Source organism: Bacillus sp. K7, from assembly GCF_053903245.1.
This window is the reverse complement of the sequence record NZ_CP096406.1, coordinates 1,584,233-1,600,418: the sequence shown is the minus strand read 5'-3', so window position 1 is coordinate 1,600,418 and position 16,186 is coordinate 1,584,233. Positions and strand designations below refer to the sequence as shown.

Sequence of the window (16,186 nt, the reverse complement as noted above, 5' to 3'; positions counted from 1 at the left end):
ATCAATAGAAAAGCCTTTAAAACAAAAACTGTTTTAAAGGCTTTTCATTATTGGTGAATATTCTTATTCATTTGTTTGATAGCCGCTTTTTCAAGCCTGGACACCTGAGCTTGGGAAATCCCGATTTCCTCGGCTACTTCCATTTGTGTTTTCCCTTGGAAGAACCGCTTTCTCAAAATCATTTTTTCCCTATCATTCAGCCTTCTCATGCCCTCTTTTAAAGCTAGCTCTTCAATCCATTGTGAATCTTTATTGCGCTCATCACTAATTTGGTCCATTACATAGATCGGATCTCCGCCATCGTTATAGATCGGCTCAAATAGAGAAACCGGGTCCTGGATAGCATCGAGCGCAAATACGATTTCCTCATGCGGTACTTCAAGAACTTTTGCGATGTCTTCTGCAGTCGGCTCCTTGCTTGTCTCACTGATTAACCGCTCTCTTACCTGAAGTGCCTTGTAAGCGATATCCCGGAGTGATCTTGAAACACGAATCGGGTTATTATCGCGTAAATACCTGCGGATTTCTCCGATGATCATAGGTACAGCGTATGTTGAAAACTTAACATTGTGGCTTAGGTCAAAATTATCAATGGATTTCATTAGTCCGATGCAGCCGACCTGAAATAAGTCATCAACATACTCTCCTCTGTTATTAAATCTTTGAATGACACTTAAGACAAGACGCAAGTTCCCGTTTACAAGTTTTTCTCTCGCTGAATCATCGCCTTCATCCTGCAGCTGCCTAAACAGCTTTCTCATCTCTTCATTCTTGAGTACTGGTAATTTGGAGGTATCCACCCCGCAGATTTCGACTTTATTTCTCGACACTTTTTTCCCTCCCTACAGGAGCTGCTGTACAACGTTAAGTATCTCCTTGGGTGGGAAAAATATGCACTGCACGGAGACCGAAAAACAGTCGAATCCAGGAAATCCCTGTCAAATCAAGGGGTTCCAAACCACAAAAATTTTTACACCATTTTGTTGAACTCTTTTCTCAGCCTTTTTATAATTCTTTTCTCCAGACGCGAAATATAGGACTGAGAAATTCCCATCATATCCGCTACATCCTTTTGGGTCTTTTCTTCTTCACCGACAAGCCCAAACCGCAGCTCCATGATTTGCTTTTCCCTCTCATTAAGCTGTTCAAGCGCTTTTTTCAAAAGCTTTTTATCTACATTTGCTTCTATGTCTTTTGTGATAATGTCATCGTCAGTGCCGAGCACATCAGAAAGCAAAAGCTCATTGCCGTCCCAATCAATATTTAGCGGCTCATCAAAGGAAACCTCTGACCGGATTTTGTTGTTTCTTCTTAAATACATGAGGATTTCATTTTCTATACAGCGTGAGGCATAGGTCGCCAGCTTGATTTTCTTTTCTGGATTGAATGTATTCACAGCTTTGATTAATCCGATGGTGCCGATGCTGATTAAATCCTCTATATTAATTCCCGTATTTTCGAATTTACGGGCGATATAGACGACGAGGCGCAAATTGCGTTCAATCAAAATGGCGCGAGCCGCCTGATCGCCGTTTGGGAGCTTCATTAACAGAACCTGTTCCTCATCTTTAGATAATGGAGGCGGCAGGGCTTCACTCCCGCCTATGTAATAGACTTCATCACTTTTCAGCCCAAGTTTCATCAGCAGCTTATACCAGAGGTGCGTCAATCGCAATTTCAGTTTTTTCATCTTCCTCTCCCTTCTAAATGTCACGTCATTTGAGTATGATAAGTAACGGACATTTGCGAACATTATGAAACGTGTTTGATGGCCTTGCCCGAAAGCATTTTCGGATGAATAATGGCGTCAAACTCTCCATCTGCTGATAGCTTTGTTGTGCTGATTCCGATTAAGCATTTATCCGCAGAAATCATTTCTTCTTTTGTCATAATTGTTACGTGATCCGGTTTAACGCATAATAAAAATTGATTTTGCTGACCTACTCCCCTATATGGAATCAGCCTCAGTTTATCTAAAAAGCGAAACGAATCATCGAGCTGTTGGGTGGCTTCCAATGGATCTGTGTTGCGAATGATCATTGTTTCGGCTGCTCCGAAAATCGATTCCAGTTTATCAATGTGAATAATCATGACCGGCGTTTTAGTAAGCGGATCGTACAACTGATTACCAGAATCAACCAGTCCTCTGGCATGAAGCGTTTGGCCGCCTAAATCCGCCTGAATGCTGACTCGTTCCTCATACTGAATGTTTTTTGTATCAATATCTTCAATTCTTCTCTTAGAAAAAAACCACAATGCTGGAAAGCCAGCAACAATAAACAACCAGCTGATCGGGTCTCCAAACCCAGTTTGATTGGTGATCATGACACCGTTTCGAACAACGGAATTGGTCTGCAGCAAAGAATGGGCACCGATAATTCCTCCCCCCATTAAAAAAGTGGCAAAATAAAAGGAAAACAAATTTTGAAAGAAATAACGAAATCTTTTAAAGCCAAATGTCACCATCACAATAACAACTGAAAAAGCCAGCTTACCGGCCGGGTGTTCAACAATTGGCGAAAAAGGAGTAAACACCAACACGACAATACTTGAACCGATGAACGCTCCGCCTATCACTCTTCTTTTTTTCACATGCCGTTTTAAAATAAATGCCGTTAGCAAAAGCAAAAGCGCATCAAAACAAAAGTTTAACAGCCAAATGACATCTAAATAGATTTTCACATCTGACTCCTTTCTTGCATCACGCTGCTCCCCTTCTTGTTTCATAGTATAAATCAAGCTCTGTGGGAAAGTCTGTCAGTTAATGTTGAGAGGAAAATACAATTTTTCAGAGATATCTGCTTAATTTGTCGAGGGAATAAATGAGAGTATAGATAAAAAAGCTGCCGTTGACCGGCAGCTTTTTACTCTTAATTTTCAGTATTGATATAGAGTTTTCCATTCGCTGTTTTTCTTGCTTCATTTCCATAATCATCACGTACAATCACTTCTACTTTTGCTCCGTTAGCTTTAATAGAAGAAGTAGCTGTCCAATAGCCTTCATATCTCCCCGGAGAAATTTCTCTTAACGGGAGCTCTGTGGCGTTTTGCACACTCGCTCTTGCATTTGTCAGCGGCATACGAATGACAAACGTTGCATCCAAATCTTCAGCGCTTGAGAATGCGATTTTTACAGATTCACCGGCTTTTAGGATTTTGTCCTCTCCCGGAATCAAACCGGAGATGACAAGCTTGTCAAAGTTGACATCGATGACAGCCTTTTTCGTTGTTTTGTTGCCTGCTAAGTCTGTAGCAATCACCTTGATTTCATTGCTTCCATTCTCTAAAAGAATACGGGCTGAGTATGAACCATCAGTTACTGTTGCTTTTTTGCCATTCACCTTGACATCTTTCAGATTGTCATCGGATACAGACCCTTTGACAGTCAGCGCTTCGTTGTTTGTTTTCTCGCCATTCTTTGGATTGTCCAGCGTTAATTCAGGCTTGTTTTGGTCAAGGGTAATTGTCACAGGGCTGGAAGCATCCGTAGTCCCTTTGTCTGTTGATGCAGTGGCCGTCAGCTCATTTTCACCCTCGCTGAGTGAGACGCTTGCCTGGAACGTGCCATCAGCAGAAGCTTTTGTTTCTCCTGCTTCTTGCTCTCCATTATAAAGGTGTACCGTTGTTCCCGGAGAGGCTTTTCCTTTTACGGTGACGCTCTCCTTATTTGTGTATGATTTGTCTGCCGGTGAAGTGATCTCAGGTACAGCCGCTTCATAATCAACCAATGCGCGGATCATATAGTTGCCGTCGGCTTCATCACCCGGCAGCCATTCCCCGTCTATATATTGCCAGTTGCGGCCCGAATTCTGACCGGTTTCATCCATTGCCAGTCCTGGTGAATATGGATCTGGTTTCGATTGGATGTATACGAGATAAAAATCTTTATCGACCATAATCCCTTTTGAACTGAGATCAACCTTAGTCCATTCGCCATTGCGAAGGGCTTCAGCATTAAATGGCCCGGCAATTTTCTTGCCCGGTGCTCCGTCTTCTCCTGTAGCATCGTAAACCTCAACCTTAAACTCTGTCCCTCCAGGATCAGGGAACTCTGTATCCCAGAATCTGAACAGCCCTCCTGTAAGCATGCCTTTGTCCTTGCCGTCAGCCAGCGTCATTTTGACCGCCCATCCGTTACCGGCTGCAAAATAGGAATTGGCATTCTCCGCCGTCCCGTCATCATATGCAATCTCACCCGGATAACCGACGAAAGGCTTTAGTACAGTTTCTTTCGTAACATCGCCTTTTAAATCAACGGTAAATTCATCGCTATAGTAACCCGCTGCAGCGATTCTAATCGTATAGGAGCCTTCATAGGCCTCAAGCGCATATTCACCTTTGTCGTTTGTCGTAGCAGGTTCTACCGCAGCATCCTCCACAACATAAACGGAGGCTCCTTTTACCGGCTCTCCTGTCGTTTTATTAATGACTGTGCCTTTTAAGGTGCCTTTCTTCAATTCTTCTAACGTAAAGTTAGCCTGTGTCGTCTGATCTGCCTGCAGAGAAACCTTTTGCGATTTCGATTGATAGCCGTATGCTTCTGCCATAAGCGTATAGTCTCCCGCTTTGTGCGTCAGCGTAAACTGCCCTGTGGATTGATCAGAATATGTTGATTTTCCCGTTTCTGCAACACTGACTTGCGCCCTGAGCGGCAAAACTTGAGGCTGTATCGCTTTGCTCTGAGCCTTTACCGCTTGGTTAGCAGATGGCTTAGCTTTTTTCGGATTCACCGTCTTTTTCTTTTGCTTTCCAGGCGATTTTTTTTCAACACCCAGTTTATTCTTTTTGACTGTTTTTCCGGCTGATTTGTCAGAAAGCACTACATCATCAATATACCAGCCCTCTTTTGCAATGCTATCATCGGATTGAAGGTTAAACATGACTTGAATATTTTGACCTTTATAAGCGGATAAATCAATTTCTTCATCCATCCAGCTTGATGTTTTTCCATTATAAACACGAGCCTGCTCCCAATTCTTTTCACCTTCAGGCAAAACAAAAACGTAGCCATAATCAAAATCATCCTCTACATTGTGCCAGCTTTTAAATTGGAGATACAGGTTTCCGTCATCCGGCACTTTAATAGGAGGCATCATGAGATTCATATTTGCTGAGTTGGCGTAGTTTCCTGCCAGATTTGTTCCATATACTTTTTCTCCCGAAGCTGCTGTAGCTGGGCCTACTGACGGAACTCCCCATTCCCAGCTGTTATTTGTTCCGCTTGACATCCAGCCTCCGGGTTCAGTTTCAAAGTCTTGCTTATAGCCCGTTGTGATGCTTGGTTTCACTATAACATCGTATATATCAGATTCAACGCTATGGCCGCCAAAATCCTGAATCATCCACTTATAGCTTAGGGCAGTTCCTTTTACGTTCGGGATCACCGCCTGATACGTTCCTTTCAGGTGATCTCCGCTGATTCGTTTAGCCGTTACTTCTGTCCACTCCCCTTGATCAAGCTTATAGGACAGTTTGACAGATGTCACACTTACATTGTCTTCAGCTACCAAAGTCAGCGGCAGGTTCGCGCCTTCATAGGCTTCTGTTGCTTTCTCATGCTGATAGACAGGGGGCTCTTGATCGTCTCCCTCTACAGAAACCTGTCCCTCTGCTTTTCCTAAACCATCTGTAACAGCTGACACAGCATCAAAAGCGTTCACCAAACCATGGCCGTATCCGTTATTCGGAGAATCGGGAAATGTTGAATCCGTCAACGGTTCAGCCGTGCTCGTTAATATATCCTCCATCTGATCAACAGAAAGTGAGGCATCCGCCTGTTTCAGCAATGCAGCAACAGCGGACACATGCGGTCCTGCCATTGATGTGCCGTCCCATCCGTCCTCATATGTCTGGCCAGGAACGGAAGACCGGATATTTACACCCGGGGCAGAAATTTCTGGTTTTATTTCGTCATATGGAGATGGTCCTTGAAGAGAAAAGTCAGCAAGCTTTTTGTTAATATCAGTCGCTCCCGTTGCAAACGATTCCGGATAGTTTGCCGGATTTGCAATAGAACCGGGACCGCCCGGAATAAAGATATCAGTATTTCCTGCTGAAAACTCAGGGAAAATATCGGCCGCACGCCAAGCATTGACCATGTCTCTGTACCATTCGTCAAGTCCTGAGCCTCCACCCCATGAATTATTGACAACATCAGGAGCCATTTCCGGATGAGGATTGCCCTCTGCGTCCTTTGGAGCTAAAACCCATTCACCTGCATCCAAAATGTCAGCATCAGTGCCGCCATCTTCGGAGAACGCTTTAACAGCAATCCATTTTGCGCCTGGGGCTACACCGATTTGATTTGTACCATCGGGTTCAGATCCCACCATCGTTCCTGTCACGTGAGTTCCATGAGCCAAATCATCGTAAGGGCTTGCTTCGCCCGTTACGGCATCATACCAGTTCATTTCATGATCAGGCTCATCAGGATTTTCTGGATGATATCCGCGATATTTCTCTTTTAATGCCGGATGGTTCCATTCCACGCCTGTATCAATGGACGCGACAACCGTACCAGTTCCATCGTATCCAAGCGCCCAAGCTTTCGGGGCGTCGATTTGGTCTATATTCCATTCCACACCGTCAGTTGCTTTGACAGCTTTTTGCGCTTTTTTCATATTAAATGGAGAAGATGACCTAAACAGCTGCCGTTTCTCATTTGGAAGCACCTTTTCCACTTCAGGGAACTGCGCTACTTTTTCCATCACTTCTTTTGAGGCATGAACAGCGATCCCATTCACTACATAATAAGAGTGAATTTGGTCTGCATTTCCCTTATTTTTCTGGCTGTTCAAGTATGTTAAGACATCTCTCTGGGATTCATCGGCTGTGACTTTTAAAGATGACACAACGGCAGAACGCTTTTGATATTCCGTCTTAGCGGCAGTCAGCTTCTTCGATTTCGCTTTTTTAACAGCCGCTTTTGCCGCTTTTTCTGTGTTAGCTTTGTCTTTAAATTTAATCAAAAAGGTTGTTTTTTCTTTCTTTTTAAAGCTTTTCTTTAATGAACTCGAGATCTTGTTTTGAATGGATTCAGCAGATTGAAGCTCCTGTTTAACAGAAGTTGAGGCACCTTTGCTGCTTGCCCCGGCTGCACCCGGAAACAGCAGTGAACCAATGACAACCGTACTTAAAACAGAGCTAATGAGTCTGTTTTTCGTTTGTTTCCTCATTTTTATCCCCCTTTTTCAACATGCTTTGCCAAAAAAAATGTCGTCCCTCCTTTTCCAAATGAATGGTTTGTCAGAACATCGCTGTACGTTAACTGTAGACAATTCACATTACAGATATTGTCGTTTTATGTCACTTTATTTCCATATATATGAAAATGATAAAATTGTCATGATATTCGAATGAGTCTTATAGTCTGCTTAGCGGCGATATGAAGGAATATATAGGAGAAAGGTCTTTAATAAGGAGAAAAGGTTGAAAAACAAAAAGGACAAAATCGAAAACGATTTTGCCCTTTCTATTAGCCGCGTTTATTGCGGTTTCTTAAGAATGTCGGGATATCAAGAGTATCATCAGCCGGCTGTGAGGTCTGACGGCTTACTGTGTTTTGTTGCTGAGGTTCCTCACGTTTCTGCTCACGCTTTGGAGCACTTTGATTATGTGTTTTAATGCTTTGGTTTAAACTTGGACGCTGAGGTTTTGTCACGTCCTTCTCTTGTTCAATGAAACCAGTCGCAATCACTGTCACCACAATCTCGTCTTTTAGATTTTCGTTAATAACAGAACCGAAAATCATATTTACGTCTTGATCAGACGCCGAAGCGACAATGTCTGCAGCTTCCTGAACTTCATACAAACTGAGATTTGTTCCCCCAGTGATGTTCATAAGGACGCCTTGCGCGCCGTCAATAGCCGCTTCAAGCAGCGGGCTGGAGATTGCTTTCTTCGCTGCCTCTGCCGCGCGGTTTTCTCCAGTCGCAATCCCGATACCCATCAAAGCAGATCCTTTGTTTGACATGATTGTTTTCACGTCAGCAAAGTCAAGGTTGATGAGACCAGGTGTAGCAATCAAGTCTGAAATACCTTGAACCCCTTGACGGAGGACGTTATCCGCTTCACGGAATGCTTCAAGCATCGGCGTGTTTTTATCAACAATTTCAAGGATTCGGTCGTTCGGGATCACGATCAGTGTATCCACCGCTTCTTTCATTGCTGTAATTCCGCCTGCAGCTTGAAGCTGTCTTTTGCGTCCTTCAAATGTGAACGGTCTTGTGACGACTCCGACTGTTAAAGCGCCTAAATCTTTCGCGATTTGTGCGATTACCGGTGCGGCACCTGTTCCTGTTCCGCCCCCCATACCAGCTGTCACGAATACCATGTCAGCGCCTTTTAACGCTTCTTCAATCTGCTCTTTGCTTTCTTCAGCAGCTTTTTTTCCGACTTCCGGATTCGCACCTGCTCCTAATCCTCTAGTCAGCTTTGCGCCGATTTGCATTTTCACTTCTGCTTTTGACAGGTTAAGAGCTTGAGCATCGGTATTCACCGCGATATACTCTACTCCTTGCACTTCATTTTCAATCATTCGGTTAACGGCGTTGTTACCGCCGCCTCCTACTCCGATTACTTTAATTGATGCTAAGCCGTCTATGTTTGTTTCGAACTCCAACATGCTAAATCCTCCTAATCTGCCGAATGACTATCTATCTATTCCCAAAACATGCTTAATAGTTTTTTCATTTTGCTCTGTTTATTATGTTCGGCTTGTGTTTTTTGTTTTCCTTTTGGCCGCTGCTGCATCTCACTCTGGTGATGATGCTGCTCTTGTTCCTCAATTGAAGAGACTGCGATTTCCTGTATCGCTTCTTCAGGCATCTTGAAGCCTATTTTTCTGCCTTGGATTCTTGCATTTCGGCAGGCGAATTGAATCAGGCCCACTCCCGTCATGTATTGAGGGTCTCTTACACCGATATAATTCGGGCTTGCCACCCTGACATTGTTTTGCAAAACATCCTGTGCCAATGACATGACACCCGGCATTGCTGCTTGTCCCCCTGTCAGCACGAAGCCTCCCGGCAGATCGGTAATTCCCATACTGCGAAGCTCTTCTGAAACAATTTCAAGAATTTCTTCAACTCTTGCTTCAATGATATTCGCTGCTTCCTGCTGTGTAAATGTTTGTTTTTGATTGGTGCCGATAACGGTTACCTCAAATACTTCATCTTCCGAAGCTTCGTCATAGTAGGCATGTCCAAATTGCTTTTTCACGCGTTCTGCTTCTTCTGTTGACGTCCTCAGTCCGATGGAGATATCTTTGGTGATATTTTCGCCTCCGAGTGGAATGACACGGGTAGAAGTGAGATGTCCATTCTCGAATACGGCAATGGTTGTTGACCCTCCCCCTAAATCAATGAGAGCCACACCAAGATTTTTCTCGTCCTTTGACAATGCAGCAGAACCGGCTGCCAGCGGCTGAAGGCAAATATCAGTGATTTCAACACCGGCTCTTTCAACGCAGCGTAGCAAGTTATGTAAAATTGTTTTTGAACCGGTGATCAAGGTGCCCTCTACTTCTAAACGCACACCCAGCATTTTTTTCGGGTCGGTGATTTCATCTCTTCCATCTACGATAAACTGCTTAGGAATGACGTCCACAATCAGCTGTTCGTGCGGTACTGAAACAACCTGTGCCGCCTCCATCACTCGGCGCACATCTTCAACCTGAATTTCTTTATTTTCACTGGAAACTGCTACAACACCGTTTGTATCTTGAATATTGATATAATTTCCATTAACGCCGACAATAGCTTTTCTAAGCGGAAAACCTACCATTCTTTCAGCTTGGTCAAACGCTTTTCTAATAGAATGAACGGTTTCATCTATATCAACGATTGAGCCTTTTTTCAACCCTTCAGACGGCACATTTCCCACACCGATAATATTTAGGGAATCATCTGTCATTTCTCCGACGATCACTTTTGTATTGGACGTACCGATGTCAAGACTGACGTAAAGTTCATTGTTGTTCATTCTATGGCACCTCCTCACATTTCGATCATTTCTATTCTATTATTTGCGGAACAACAATACAATGAATGTGGCTTTACAAGTGTGTAACAAAAAATAACAACGGAATATTCCTTATGTGCTTTTCACATTTTATGTTTATTGAAAATATTCGTTATATCCTATGTATATCCTCTTTTATATCACATTTTTTTTATTTTTTTTAGAAAGAGTCCACTTTGTTAGTAGATTTCTTCTGATCACGGCAATATTCTGAAATAATCTGACACCAAATGCGAATATACCTGCTAAATACAAGTCTACACCAAGATGGACTCCCAGAAAAGCTAAACTTATTGCCAATATAATATTAAAAAAGAAACCGGAAACAAATACCATTTCATTATATGTACCTTGTAAATGCGCCCTGATTCCGCCGATTAATGTATCAAGTGCGGCAAGCACCGCAAGCGATAAATAGTTCGAGTATTCACTCGGGATCGTTAAGTTTGTCATCAGTCCAATCGCAATTCCGAGCACCAGCCCCAGCACGGGCAGCCACATGACGGTTCTCCTCCTTTTCAGTCTTTAAGCGGTGTTAGCTGTTGTACATCCAGTGGTCTGTCATATGCTTTTAATGTCAATTCGCTTTCAGATTTGCCGGCTTTTAATGCTAAATTTTCAGATGCAAAGAGATCCTCAAGACCTGATCCCTTCACTCTGCTGTACAGCATGTCTGGATCTTCGGCAAGCACATTTACTGTTAAAGGATAATCGTCAAGGCCGTATCCGTCTATTTTCGTTGTGCCATTTATATCCCTAATGACCGTATGATTCACAACTCTTCGCTCATTAATCGAGATATGCTCTGCACCAAAGGAGTTAAGTTCATTGATCAGCTTTTTCAGCAAATCCGGAGGCGGATTTTCAATCGGCTCTCCTGTTAAGCTTTCAGAAAAAAGCGGGGATATGGTGATGACAATTCCGCTACCTGTTATATCGGTCATGCCGGCTGTTTTTTTTAAGGTTTGCAGTGTATTATTAAGCGCGGTTTCTTTTGCCATTTCTTTCGTTTGCGAATAGCTATTCAGTAATTTATCATATTTGTTTATTTCATCCAGCAGCTTTTCCTGCTTCTTCTGCTCTGATGTCAGTTCTTCCCTTATATCCCACATATCTCTCGTATCACGGACTTGAGGGCGTTTTAACGAGTTAAACTGAACAGATATCATGAGCCCGAAGATGACCATAAGCACACTGATGCTCATGAAGGAACGCTTTATTTTCAATCTGTTTCACCCGCTTTTTACAGTCATTCCTTCGTTTTCAGAATCGGTTTCATTTGTACGTTTTTCTTTTTTTCTGCAGAAACAGAAATATGATCCATTGACAGCTGATTGATCAAACCGCCTGCTATATTTAATGAAGGCAACAGGACATCAGGATCTCCAATAGCGGATATCGTAAAGGGAGCGGGATGCTGCACTCCGTCTACCGTTACAACAGGACCGTTGCACTTGATATAGGAATCATGTGTCAAACGCTGGCCATTAACAGCAACGGCCGCCGCACCCGAAATATAGAGTTCGTTTACCACTTGAAAGATATGGCTTTCGTGAACGATGTAACTGTTCACATTCTCCCCTTCCGGTATGTAGGACGCATCTTCCAAGGTCACCTGAACACCCTCTCCCTGCACACCGACTTCCCCAATATACATTCTGTATTTTTCTGTATCTTCCAGGACGTTATAGTATTCCGTCTTTTCTTTCTTCAGCTTTTTCTCTTCCTCACGGACTTTGTTTTGCTTTTGATACAATTCTTTTTCAAGATTTTTATTTTCTTTCTCCTGTTTCAACAGTTCATCTCTCAGCGCATATTCTTTTTTCCACTCTTCCGGCCTAGCCGTGCCTGTCTCGTTTTCTTTGGTCGTTTGAAAAGAAAACGAAATCAAAAAGCCTGCGATCAGCATGATTAATGAAAGAAGGACTGCTGATTTGCCCCTCAATTTTCATCTTCCTTTTTAGCAGCTTTATCATTTTTTCCAAACTCTTCAAAATAGGTGGCAACTTCTAGATGAATAATTCCCTTTTTACTGCTGCTAAGCTGTGAAATGATAGAAGGGTACGTTTTCATTCGGTCTGCGAAGGTTTTTATAGACGCAGTGACAACATAACCGTCGTTCATGTACAATTTAATACGGTTTTCATCCATTTTTACAGGTGTATAGTAAATTTCTGAAATTGACTGACTTAAAGAATCTGACAAGGAATTAAGCTGTTTGGCCATTTGAGACCGTTTTTTCGCGTTAGTCCAATTCACCAAAATCGGCCCGGCATCATCCGGCGTTACTTCGGTTGGCAGAACAGAACCATTTTCAAGCACTTCATAGTACACATTGTTTTTTTGTAAATAAGCAATCGCCTTATATTCTTTGATTTCAATGTTAATTTTATTAGGAAGCGATTTGCTGATCACCGCTTTTTTCACTAATTTATTTTGCTGAATCTTCTCTTCTGTTTTTTTCTTGTCCAAACTCCAAAACTCAGTATCTCCGCTGTTAATATCGGAAAGGTCGATAATTTCCTTTTTGGATACATTCTCATTCCCTGTAACAGAGATTGTTGATACTTTACTGATTGGCGTCTGCAGGTACACGATGATCAACACCATCATAAAAAAGAGCATAATAAAAGAAATGAGACGGCGGTTTGCCTTCTGTTTCCGCTGCTCTTTAATTTTGGGAATCCGTTCTTCAATGTTTACAATTTTTTCTCGGTCATGCCCCGGGTTCATTGCCTGTTCACCTCATTCAAATGAAACAGCTGTTAAAAGTCTGTCTATTCCAAAACAAACGGCATACTATGATGCCGTTTGTCGTTTGCTTACAGTATATCATATGAACAGCTTCAGTCAGAACTTGAATCAGCGATTTTCGCCGATGATTTCAACCTCTGTGTGCATATCAATCTCGTATTTTTCACGGATTGTCTTTTTTACATGGTCAATGAGATCAAGCACATCTTTTGCTGATGCGCCGCCCGCATTGACGATGAAGTTTCCGTGCATCTCCGATATCTTTGCACCGCCGATTTGATATCCTTTTAAGCCTGCTTTTTCTACAAGGTTTCCGGCATGATTTGGAAGCGGGTTTCTGAATATGCTTCCCGCACAAGGGCTTGAATACGGCTGTGTATTTTTTCTGTAGTCTTTATTGCTTTGCATTTGCTGAACGATTGATTCCTTATCCTTCTGCTCCAGTTGCAGAACAGCTTCTAGGCAAACGCCCGGGCGTTTCTTTTGCAATACAGAAGTTCTGTAGCTGAAATCCATCTGCTCATTGGTCAGCCACTCAATCGTACCGTCTTCAAATAAAATATGTGCTTTAACGAGGATTTCGCTCATATCAGAACCGTGAGCGCCGGCATTCATATAAACCGCTCCGCCGACTGATCCTGGAATACCCGCAGCAAATTCCAAACCAGACAGGCCTTTTTTGCTCAATGATGTGGCAAGACGGACCACGGAATAACCGCCTCCGACCGTCACTCGTTCCCCTTCAAGCTCCAGATGGTCAAGACCGGCACCCAGCTTAATCACTACGCCTCTGATTCCCTCATCTAAAACAAGAAGATTCGATCCGCGGCCGATGACTGTCCACTTCACATCATATTTTTTAATAACGTCCATGATATCTTTGACAGCATCTACACTGCTTGGAATCACCAATACATCCGCAGGGCCGCCGATTTTCATCGTTGTATGATTCGCGAGCGGTTCATTTGCAAGGACCTTGCCGACTTCGCGTTCTTTTAATTCCTGTATCACTTTCTCCATCGTAAACCTCCGCATTCCATTGCTTTTCTATTATTTTTTCAATTCTTCGAGTACGTTGTATAAACGGGCAGCCGCGTCAGGAACGCCGAGTGACTTTGTCCGTTCGCTCATTTCCTTTAACGTTTGCTCATTTAGCACAATCCGGTCAAGCGCAGCAATCAGCTTTTCTCCGGTAAGCTCTGTTTCTTTCAGAACAATCGCCGCATCTTGCTGGCCGAGAGATCTCGCATTGACCTCCTGGTGATTCGCTGTTACGTATGGGCTTGGAATCAGCACACTCGGGATTCCAAGAGCAGTAATTTCAGCAATCGTCGTCGCACCGGCTCTGGCCACAATGACATCAATGGCCTTTAAATACTCCGGCATTTGATGAAGAAACGGCTTTGTGACCATATGATCAGCGGCACCTTTGGTTTTCAGCTCACTCATTACTTTTTCATAGTGAACTTCACCGGTAATATACAGCACTTGATAGTTTCTTGTTTTCAGCGCGTCCTGCATATCAATGACAGCACGGTTAATCGGTGCGGCGCCTCGGCTTCCGCCGAAAATTAAGACCGTTTTTTTCTCTTCAGAAAGCCCAAATTCAGCCATTGAACGGCCCGTCTTTATTGAGACGACTTCAGAGGCTCTCGGGTTTCCCGTAAATACAACTTTCTCGTTAGGAAAATGTGATTTTGCTTCTTCAAAACAGATCGCTACTTTATTAACATATTTTGCAAGAAACTTATTCGTGATCCCTGGCAGGCTATTTTGTTCATGGACAATAGTCGGAATTCCCATTTTCGCTGCAGCGTAGACAACCGGCCCGCATACATAACCGCCCGTTCCAATGACGGCATCGGGCTTAAATTCTTTTAAATACGATTTGCTCTTTTTTACACCCTTCAGAAAACGCATCACAGTTTTGACGTTTTCAAATGACAGCTTTCTTTTAAAGCCTGTAATTTCAATTGAACGGAACGGTATATTCTCCCGCTCAACTATTTTTTTCTCCAGCCCGTTTTCTGTTCCGATATATAAAAATTCCACTTCAGGATGGCGGCGTTGCACTTCTTTAATAAAAGCAAGTGCAGGATAAATGTGTCCTCCAGTACCGCCTCCGCTTATTGCTATTCGCATATCTCTTCCCCCAGTCTACGTTCTCTATAACATAGCGATAACCCTGTTTTGTTGGACAGGGTTATCGCATCAATTGTTTCCCGGCTTCCTCTGTTTCATAGGACGCTTAGCAATACATTCCACTAATACCTCGAGTATCGGCTCACGTTCAGCAGAACGCCGACTGCCATCAGCATCAAGGTCAATGAAGAACCTCCATAGCTCAAAAACGGCAGCGTGATGCCTGTTACCGGAATAAGGCCTGTTACTACACCTATATTAATCATGACTTGAATGGCAATCATTGAAATAATGCCGACTGCGACAAAGCTTCCGTACAGATCAGGCGCACCGAGCGCAATTCTGATCCCTCTCCACAGCAGAACGCTGAAGAGGAGCAAAATAAGGGTTCCCCCGATAAAGCCAAGTTCCTCTGACAGTATGGCGAAAATAAAGTCTGTTTGCGGCTCAGGCAAATAAAAGAACTTCTGTCGGCTTTGCCCAAGCCCCATTCCGAACAATCCGCCGGGCCCCACTGCATAAAGCGACTGAATGATTTGGAAACCGCTGCCGAGCGGATCTTCCCATGGATTTAAGTAGGAGGTAATCCGCTTTATCCGATATGGAGCCGATAGGACGAGCCCAACAAATCCGCTGAGTCCGATGAGCCCGAGAAAGACGAAATGGGCGATGCGCGCGCCGGCCACAAAAATCATGACAATACAAGTTCCGACCATTACTGTCCCCGTTCCAAGGTCAGGCTGGCACATGATAATCAAAAAAGCTGAAAACACAATGCCAAGTGCCGGGACAAACCCCCGTTTGAATGATGTTATGTTTTTTTGCTTTTCAGAGAGAAATTTAGCAAGGAATGCAATCATCGCAAGCTTCATAAACTCTGAAGGCTGTATGCTGAATGCTCCGACTCCGATCCAGCTTCTGGAGCCATTCCGCACCATGCCGACGCCTGGTATCAAAACAAGCACCAGGAGGAAAAAGCAGATAACCATCAGTAATTTGGACCATGTCCTCCAAGTCCAATAATCAACATTCATGATAAAAAACATGGCAATGACGCCGATCCCCGCAAACAGAAGCTGCCGTTTCGCGAAAAAGAAAGAGTCGTCAAATTTATAATCCGCCCATACAGCACTCGCACTGTACACCATAATTAATCCGATTGTTAATAATAATAACGTAATGATGACCAATAACAAATCAGGCGATGTTTTTTTAGTAGTCAAAGCAACCGACACCCCAAGCTTAAAGTCATTAGGGCTGCCGATTTACT

At 43.3% G+C, this 16,186-nt stretch carries 13 protein-coding genes; all 13 read right to left on the bottom strand.

Annotation, left to right across the window (positions count from 1 at the left end):
- Positions 1–47: 47 nt before the first annotated feature.
- The 13 genes from sigG to spoVE all read right to left on the bottom strand — a co-directional run bounded on the left by sigG (position 48) and on the right by spoVE (position 16,139).
- Positions 48–830 carry an RNA polymerase sporulation sigma factor SigG gene (gene sigG, locus M1D98_RS08125; protein ID WP_003221449.1) on the bottom strand — a complete coding sequence of 261 codons (783 nt, stop codon included), beginning with the start codon at positions 828–830 and terminating at the stop codon, positions 48–50.
- A gap of 140 nt (positions 831–970) precedes the next feature.
- Positions 971–1,690: an RNA polymerase sporulation sigma factor SigE gene (gene sigE, locus M1D98_RS08120; RefSeq protein ID WP_003221446.1), complete on the bottom strand. Its 720-nt coding sequence runs from the start codon at positions 1,688–1,690 to the stop codon at positions 971–973.
- Positions 1,691–1,752: 62 nt separating this feature from the next.
- A complete protein-coding gene (gene spoIIGA / locus M1D98_RS08115) occupies positions 1,753–2,682 on the bottom strand; it encodes a sigma-E processing peptidase SpoIIGA (RefSeq protein WP_010328072.1) in 930 nt (309 codons plus the stop codon).
- A 188-nt stretch (positions 2,683–2,870) separates the two neighbouring features.
- Positions 2,871–7,175, bottom strand: a complete 4,305-nt coding sequence (locus M1D98_RS08110) for a S8 family serine peptidase (protein ID WP_456280173.1) — start codon at positions 7,173–7,175, stop codon at positions 2,871–2,873.
- A 299-nt stretch (positions 7,176–7,474) separates the two neighbouring features.
- Complete coding sequence (gene ftsZ, locus M1D98_RS08105; protein ID WP_010328070.1) at positions 7,475–8,623, bottom strand: cell division protein FtsZ; 1,149 nt, start codon at positions 8,621–8,623, stop codon at positions 7,475–7,477.
- Positions 8,624–8,658: 35 nt separating this feature from the next.
- Complete coding sequence (gene ftsA / locus M1D98_RS08100; RefSeq protein ID WP_456280172.1) at positions 8,659–9,981, bottom strand: cell division protein FtsA; 1,323 nt, start codon at positions 9,979–9,981, stop codon at positions 8,659–8,661.
- Between the two features lie 174 nt (positions 9,982–10,155).
- Positions 10,156–10,521, bottom strand: a complete 366-nt coding sequence (locus M1D98_RS08095) for a small basic family protein (protein ID WP_010328068.1) — start codon at positions 10,519–10,521, stop codon at positions 10,156–10,158.
- 17 nt (positions 10,522–10,538) lie between these two features.
- Positions 10,539–11,246, bottom strand: coding sequence for a DUF881 domain-containing protein (locus tag M1D98_RS08090; protein ID WP_039073877.1), 708 nt, complete (start codon positions 11,244–11,246; stop codon positions 10,539–10,541).
- Positions 11,247–11,269: 23 nt separating this feature from the next.
- Positions 11,270–11,965 (bottom strand): DUF881 domain-containing protein, encoded by a 696-nt coding sequence (locus M1D98_RS08085; RefSeq protein WP_121642524.1) that lies wholly within the window; start codon positions 11,963–11,965, stop codon positions 11,270–11,272.
- A complete protein-coding gene (locus M1D98_RS08080; protein WP_010328065.1) occupies positions 11,962–12,753 on the bottom strand; it encodes a cell division protein FtsQ/DivIB in 792 nt (263 codons plus the stop codon). The genes M1D98_RS08085 and M1D98_RS08080 overlap by 4 nt, the downstream gene beginning before the upstream one ends.
- A 129-nt stretch (positions 12,754–12,882) precedes the next feature.
- Entirely contained in the window at positions 12,883–13,794 is a 912-nt protein-coding gene (murB, locus tag M1D98_RS08075; protein ID WP_039073874.1) for a UDP-N-acetylmuramate dehydrogenase, read from the bottom strand.
- 30 nt (positions 13,795–13,824) lie between these two features.
- The gene (gene murG / locus M1D98_RS08070) at positions 13,825–14,916 is read right to left on the bottom strand and encodes an undecaprenyldiphospho-muramoylpentapeptide beta-N-acetylglucosaminyltransferase (protein WP_268538159.1); all 1,092 of its coding nucleotides are present in this window, start codon (positions 14,914–14,916) and stop codon (positions 13,825–13,827) included.
- Positions 14,917–15,038: 122 nt separating this feature from the next.
- Positions 15,039–16,139 carry a stage V sporulation protein E gene (spoVE, locus tag M1D98_RS08065; RefSeq protein ID WP_010328062.1) on the bottom strand — a complete coding sequence of 367 codons (1,101 nt, stop codon included), beginning with the start codon at positions 16,137–16,139 and terminating at the stop codon, positions 15,039–15,041.
- Between the last annotated feature and the right edge of the window lie 47 nt (positions 16,140–16,186).

Excerpts from the sequence above, each read along its gene's own strand:
- ftsZ (WP_010328070.1), bottom strand. The coding sequence starts at position 8,623 with ATGTTGGAGTTCGAAACAAACATAGACGGCTTAGCATCAATTAAAGTA.
- M1D98_RS08110 (WP_456280173.1), bottom strand. The coding sequence starts at position 7,175 with ATGAGGAAACAAACGAAAAACAGACTCATTAGCTCTGTTTTAAGTACG.
- murG (WP_268538159.1), bottom strand. The coding sequence starts at position 14,916 with ATGCGAATAGCAATAAGCGGAGGCGGTACTGGAGGACACATTTATCCT.
- ftsA (WP_456280172.1), bottom strand. The coding sequence starts at position 9,981 with ATGAACAACAATGAACTTTACGTCAGTCTTGACATCGGTACGTCCAAT.
- sigE (WP_003221446.1), bottom strand. The coding sequence starts at position 1,690 with ATGAAAAAACTGAAATTGCGATTGACGCACCTCTGGTATAAGCTGCTG.
- murB (WP_039073874.1), bottom strand. The coding sequence starts at position 13,794 with ATGGAGAAAGTGATACAGGAATTAAAAGAACGCGAAGTCGGCAAGGTC.
- M1D98_RS08095 (WP_010328068.1), bottom strand. The coding sequence starts at position 10,521 with ATGTGGCTGCCCGTGCTGGGGCTGGTGCTCGGAATTGCGATTGGACTG.
- M1D98_RS08080 (WP_010328065.1), bottom strand. The coding sequence starts at position 12,753 with ATGAACCCGGGGCATGACCGAGAAAAAATTGTAAACATTGAAGAACGG.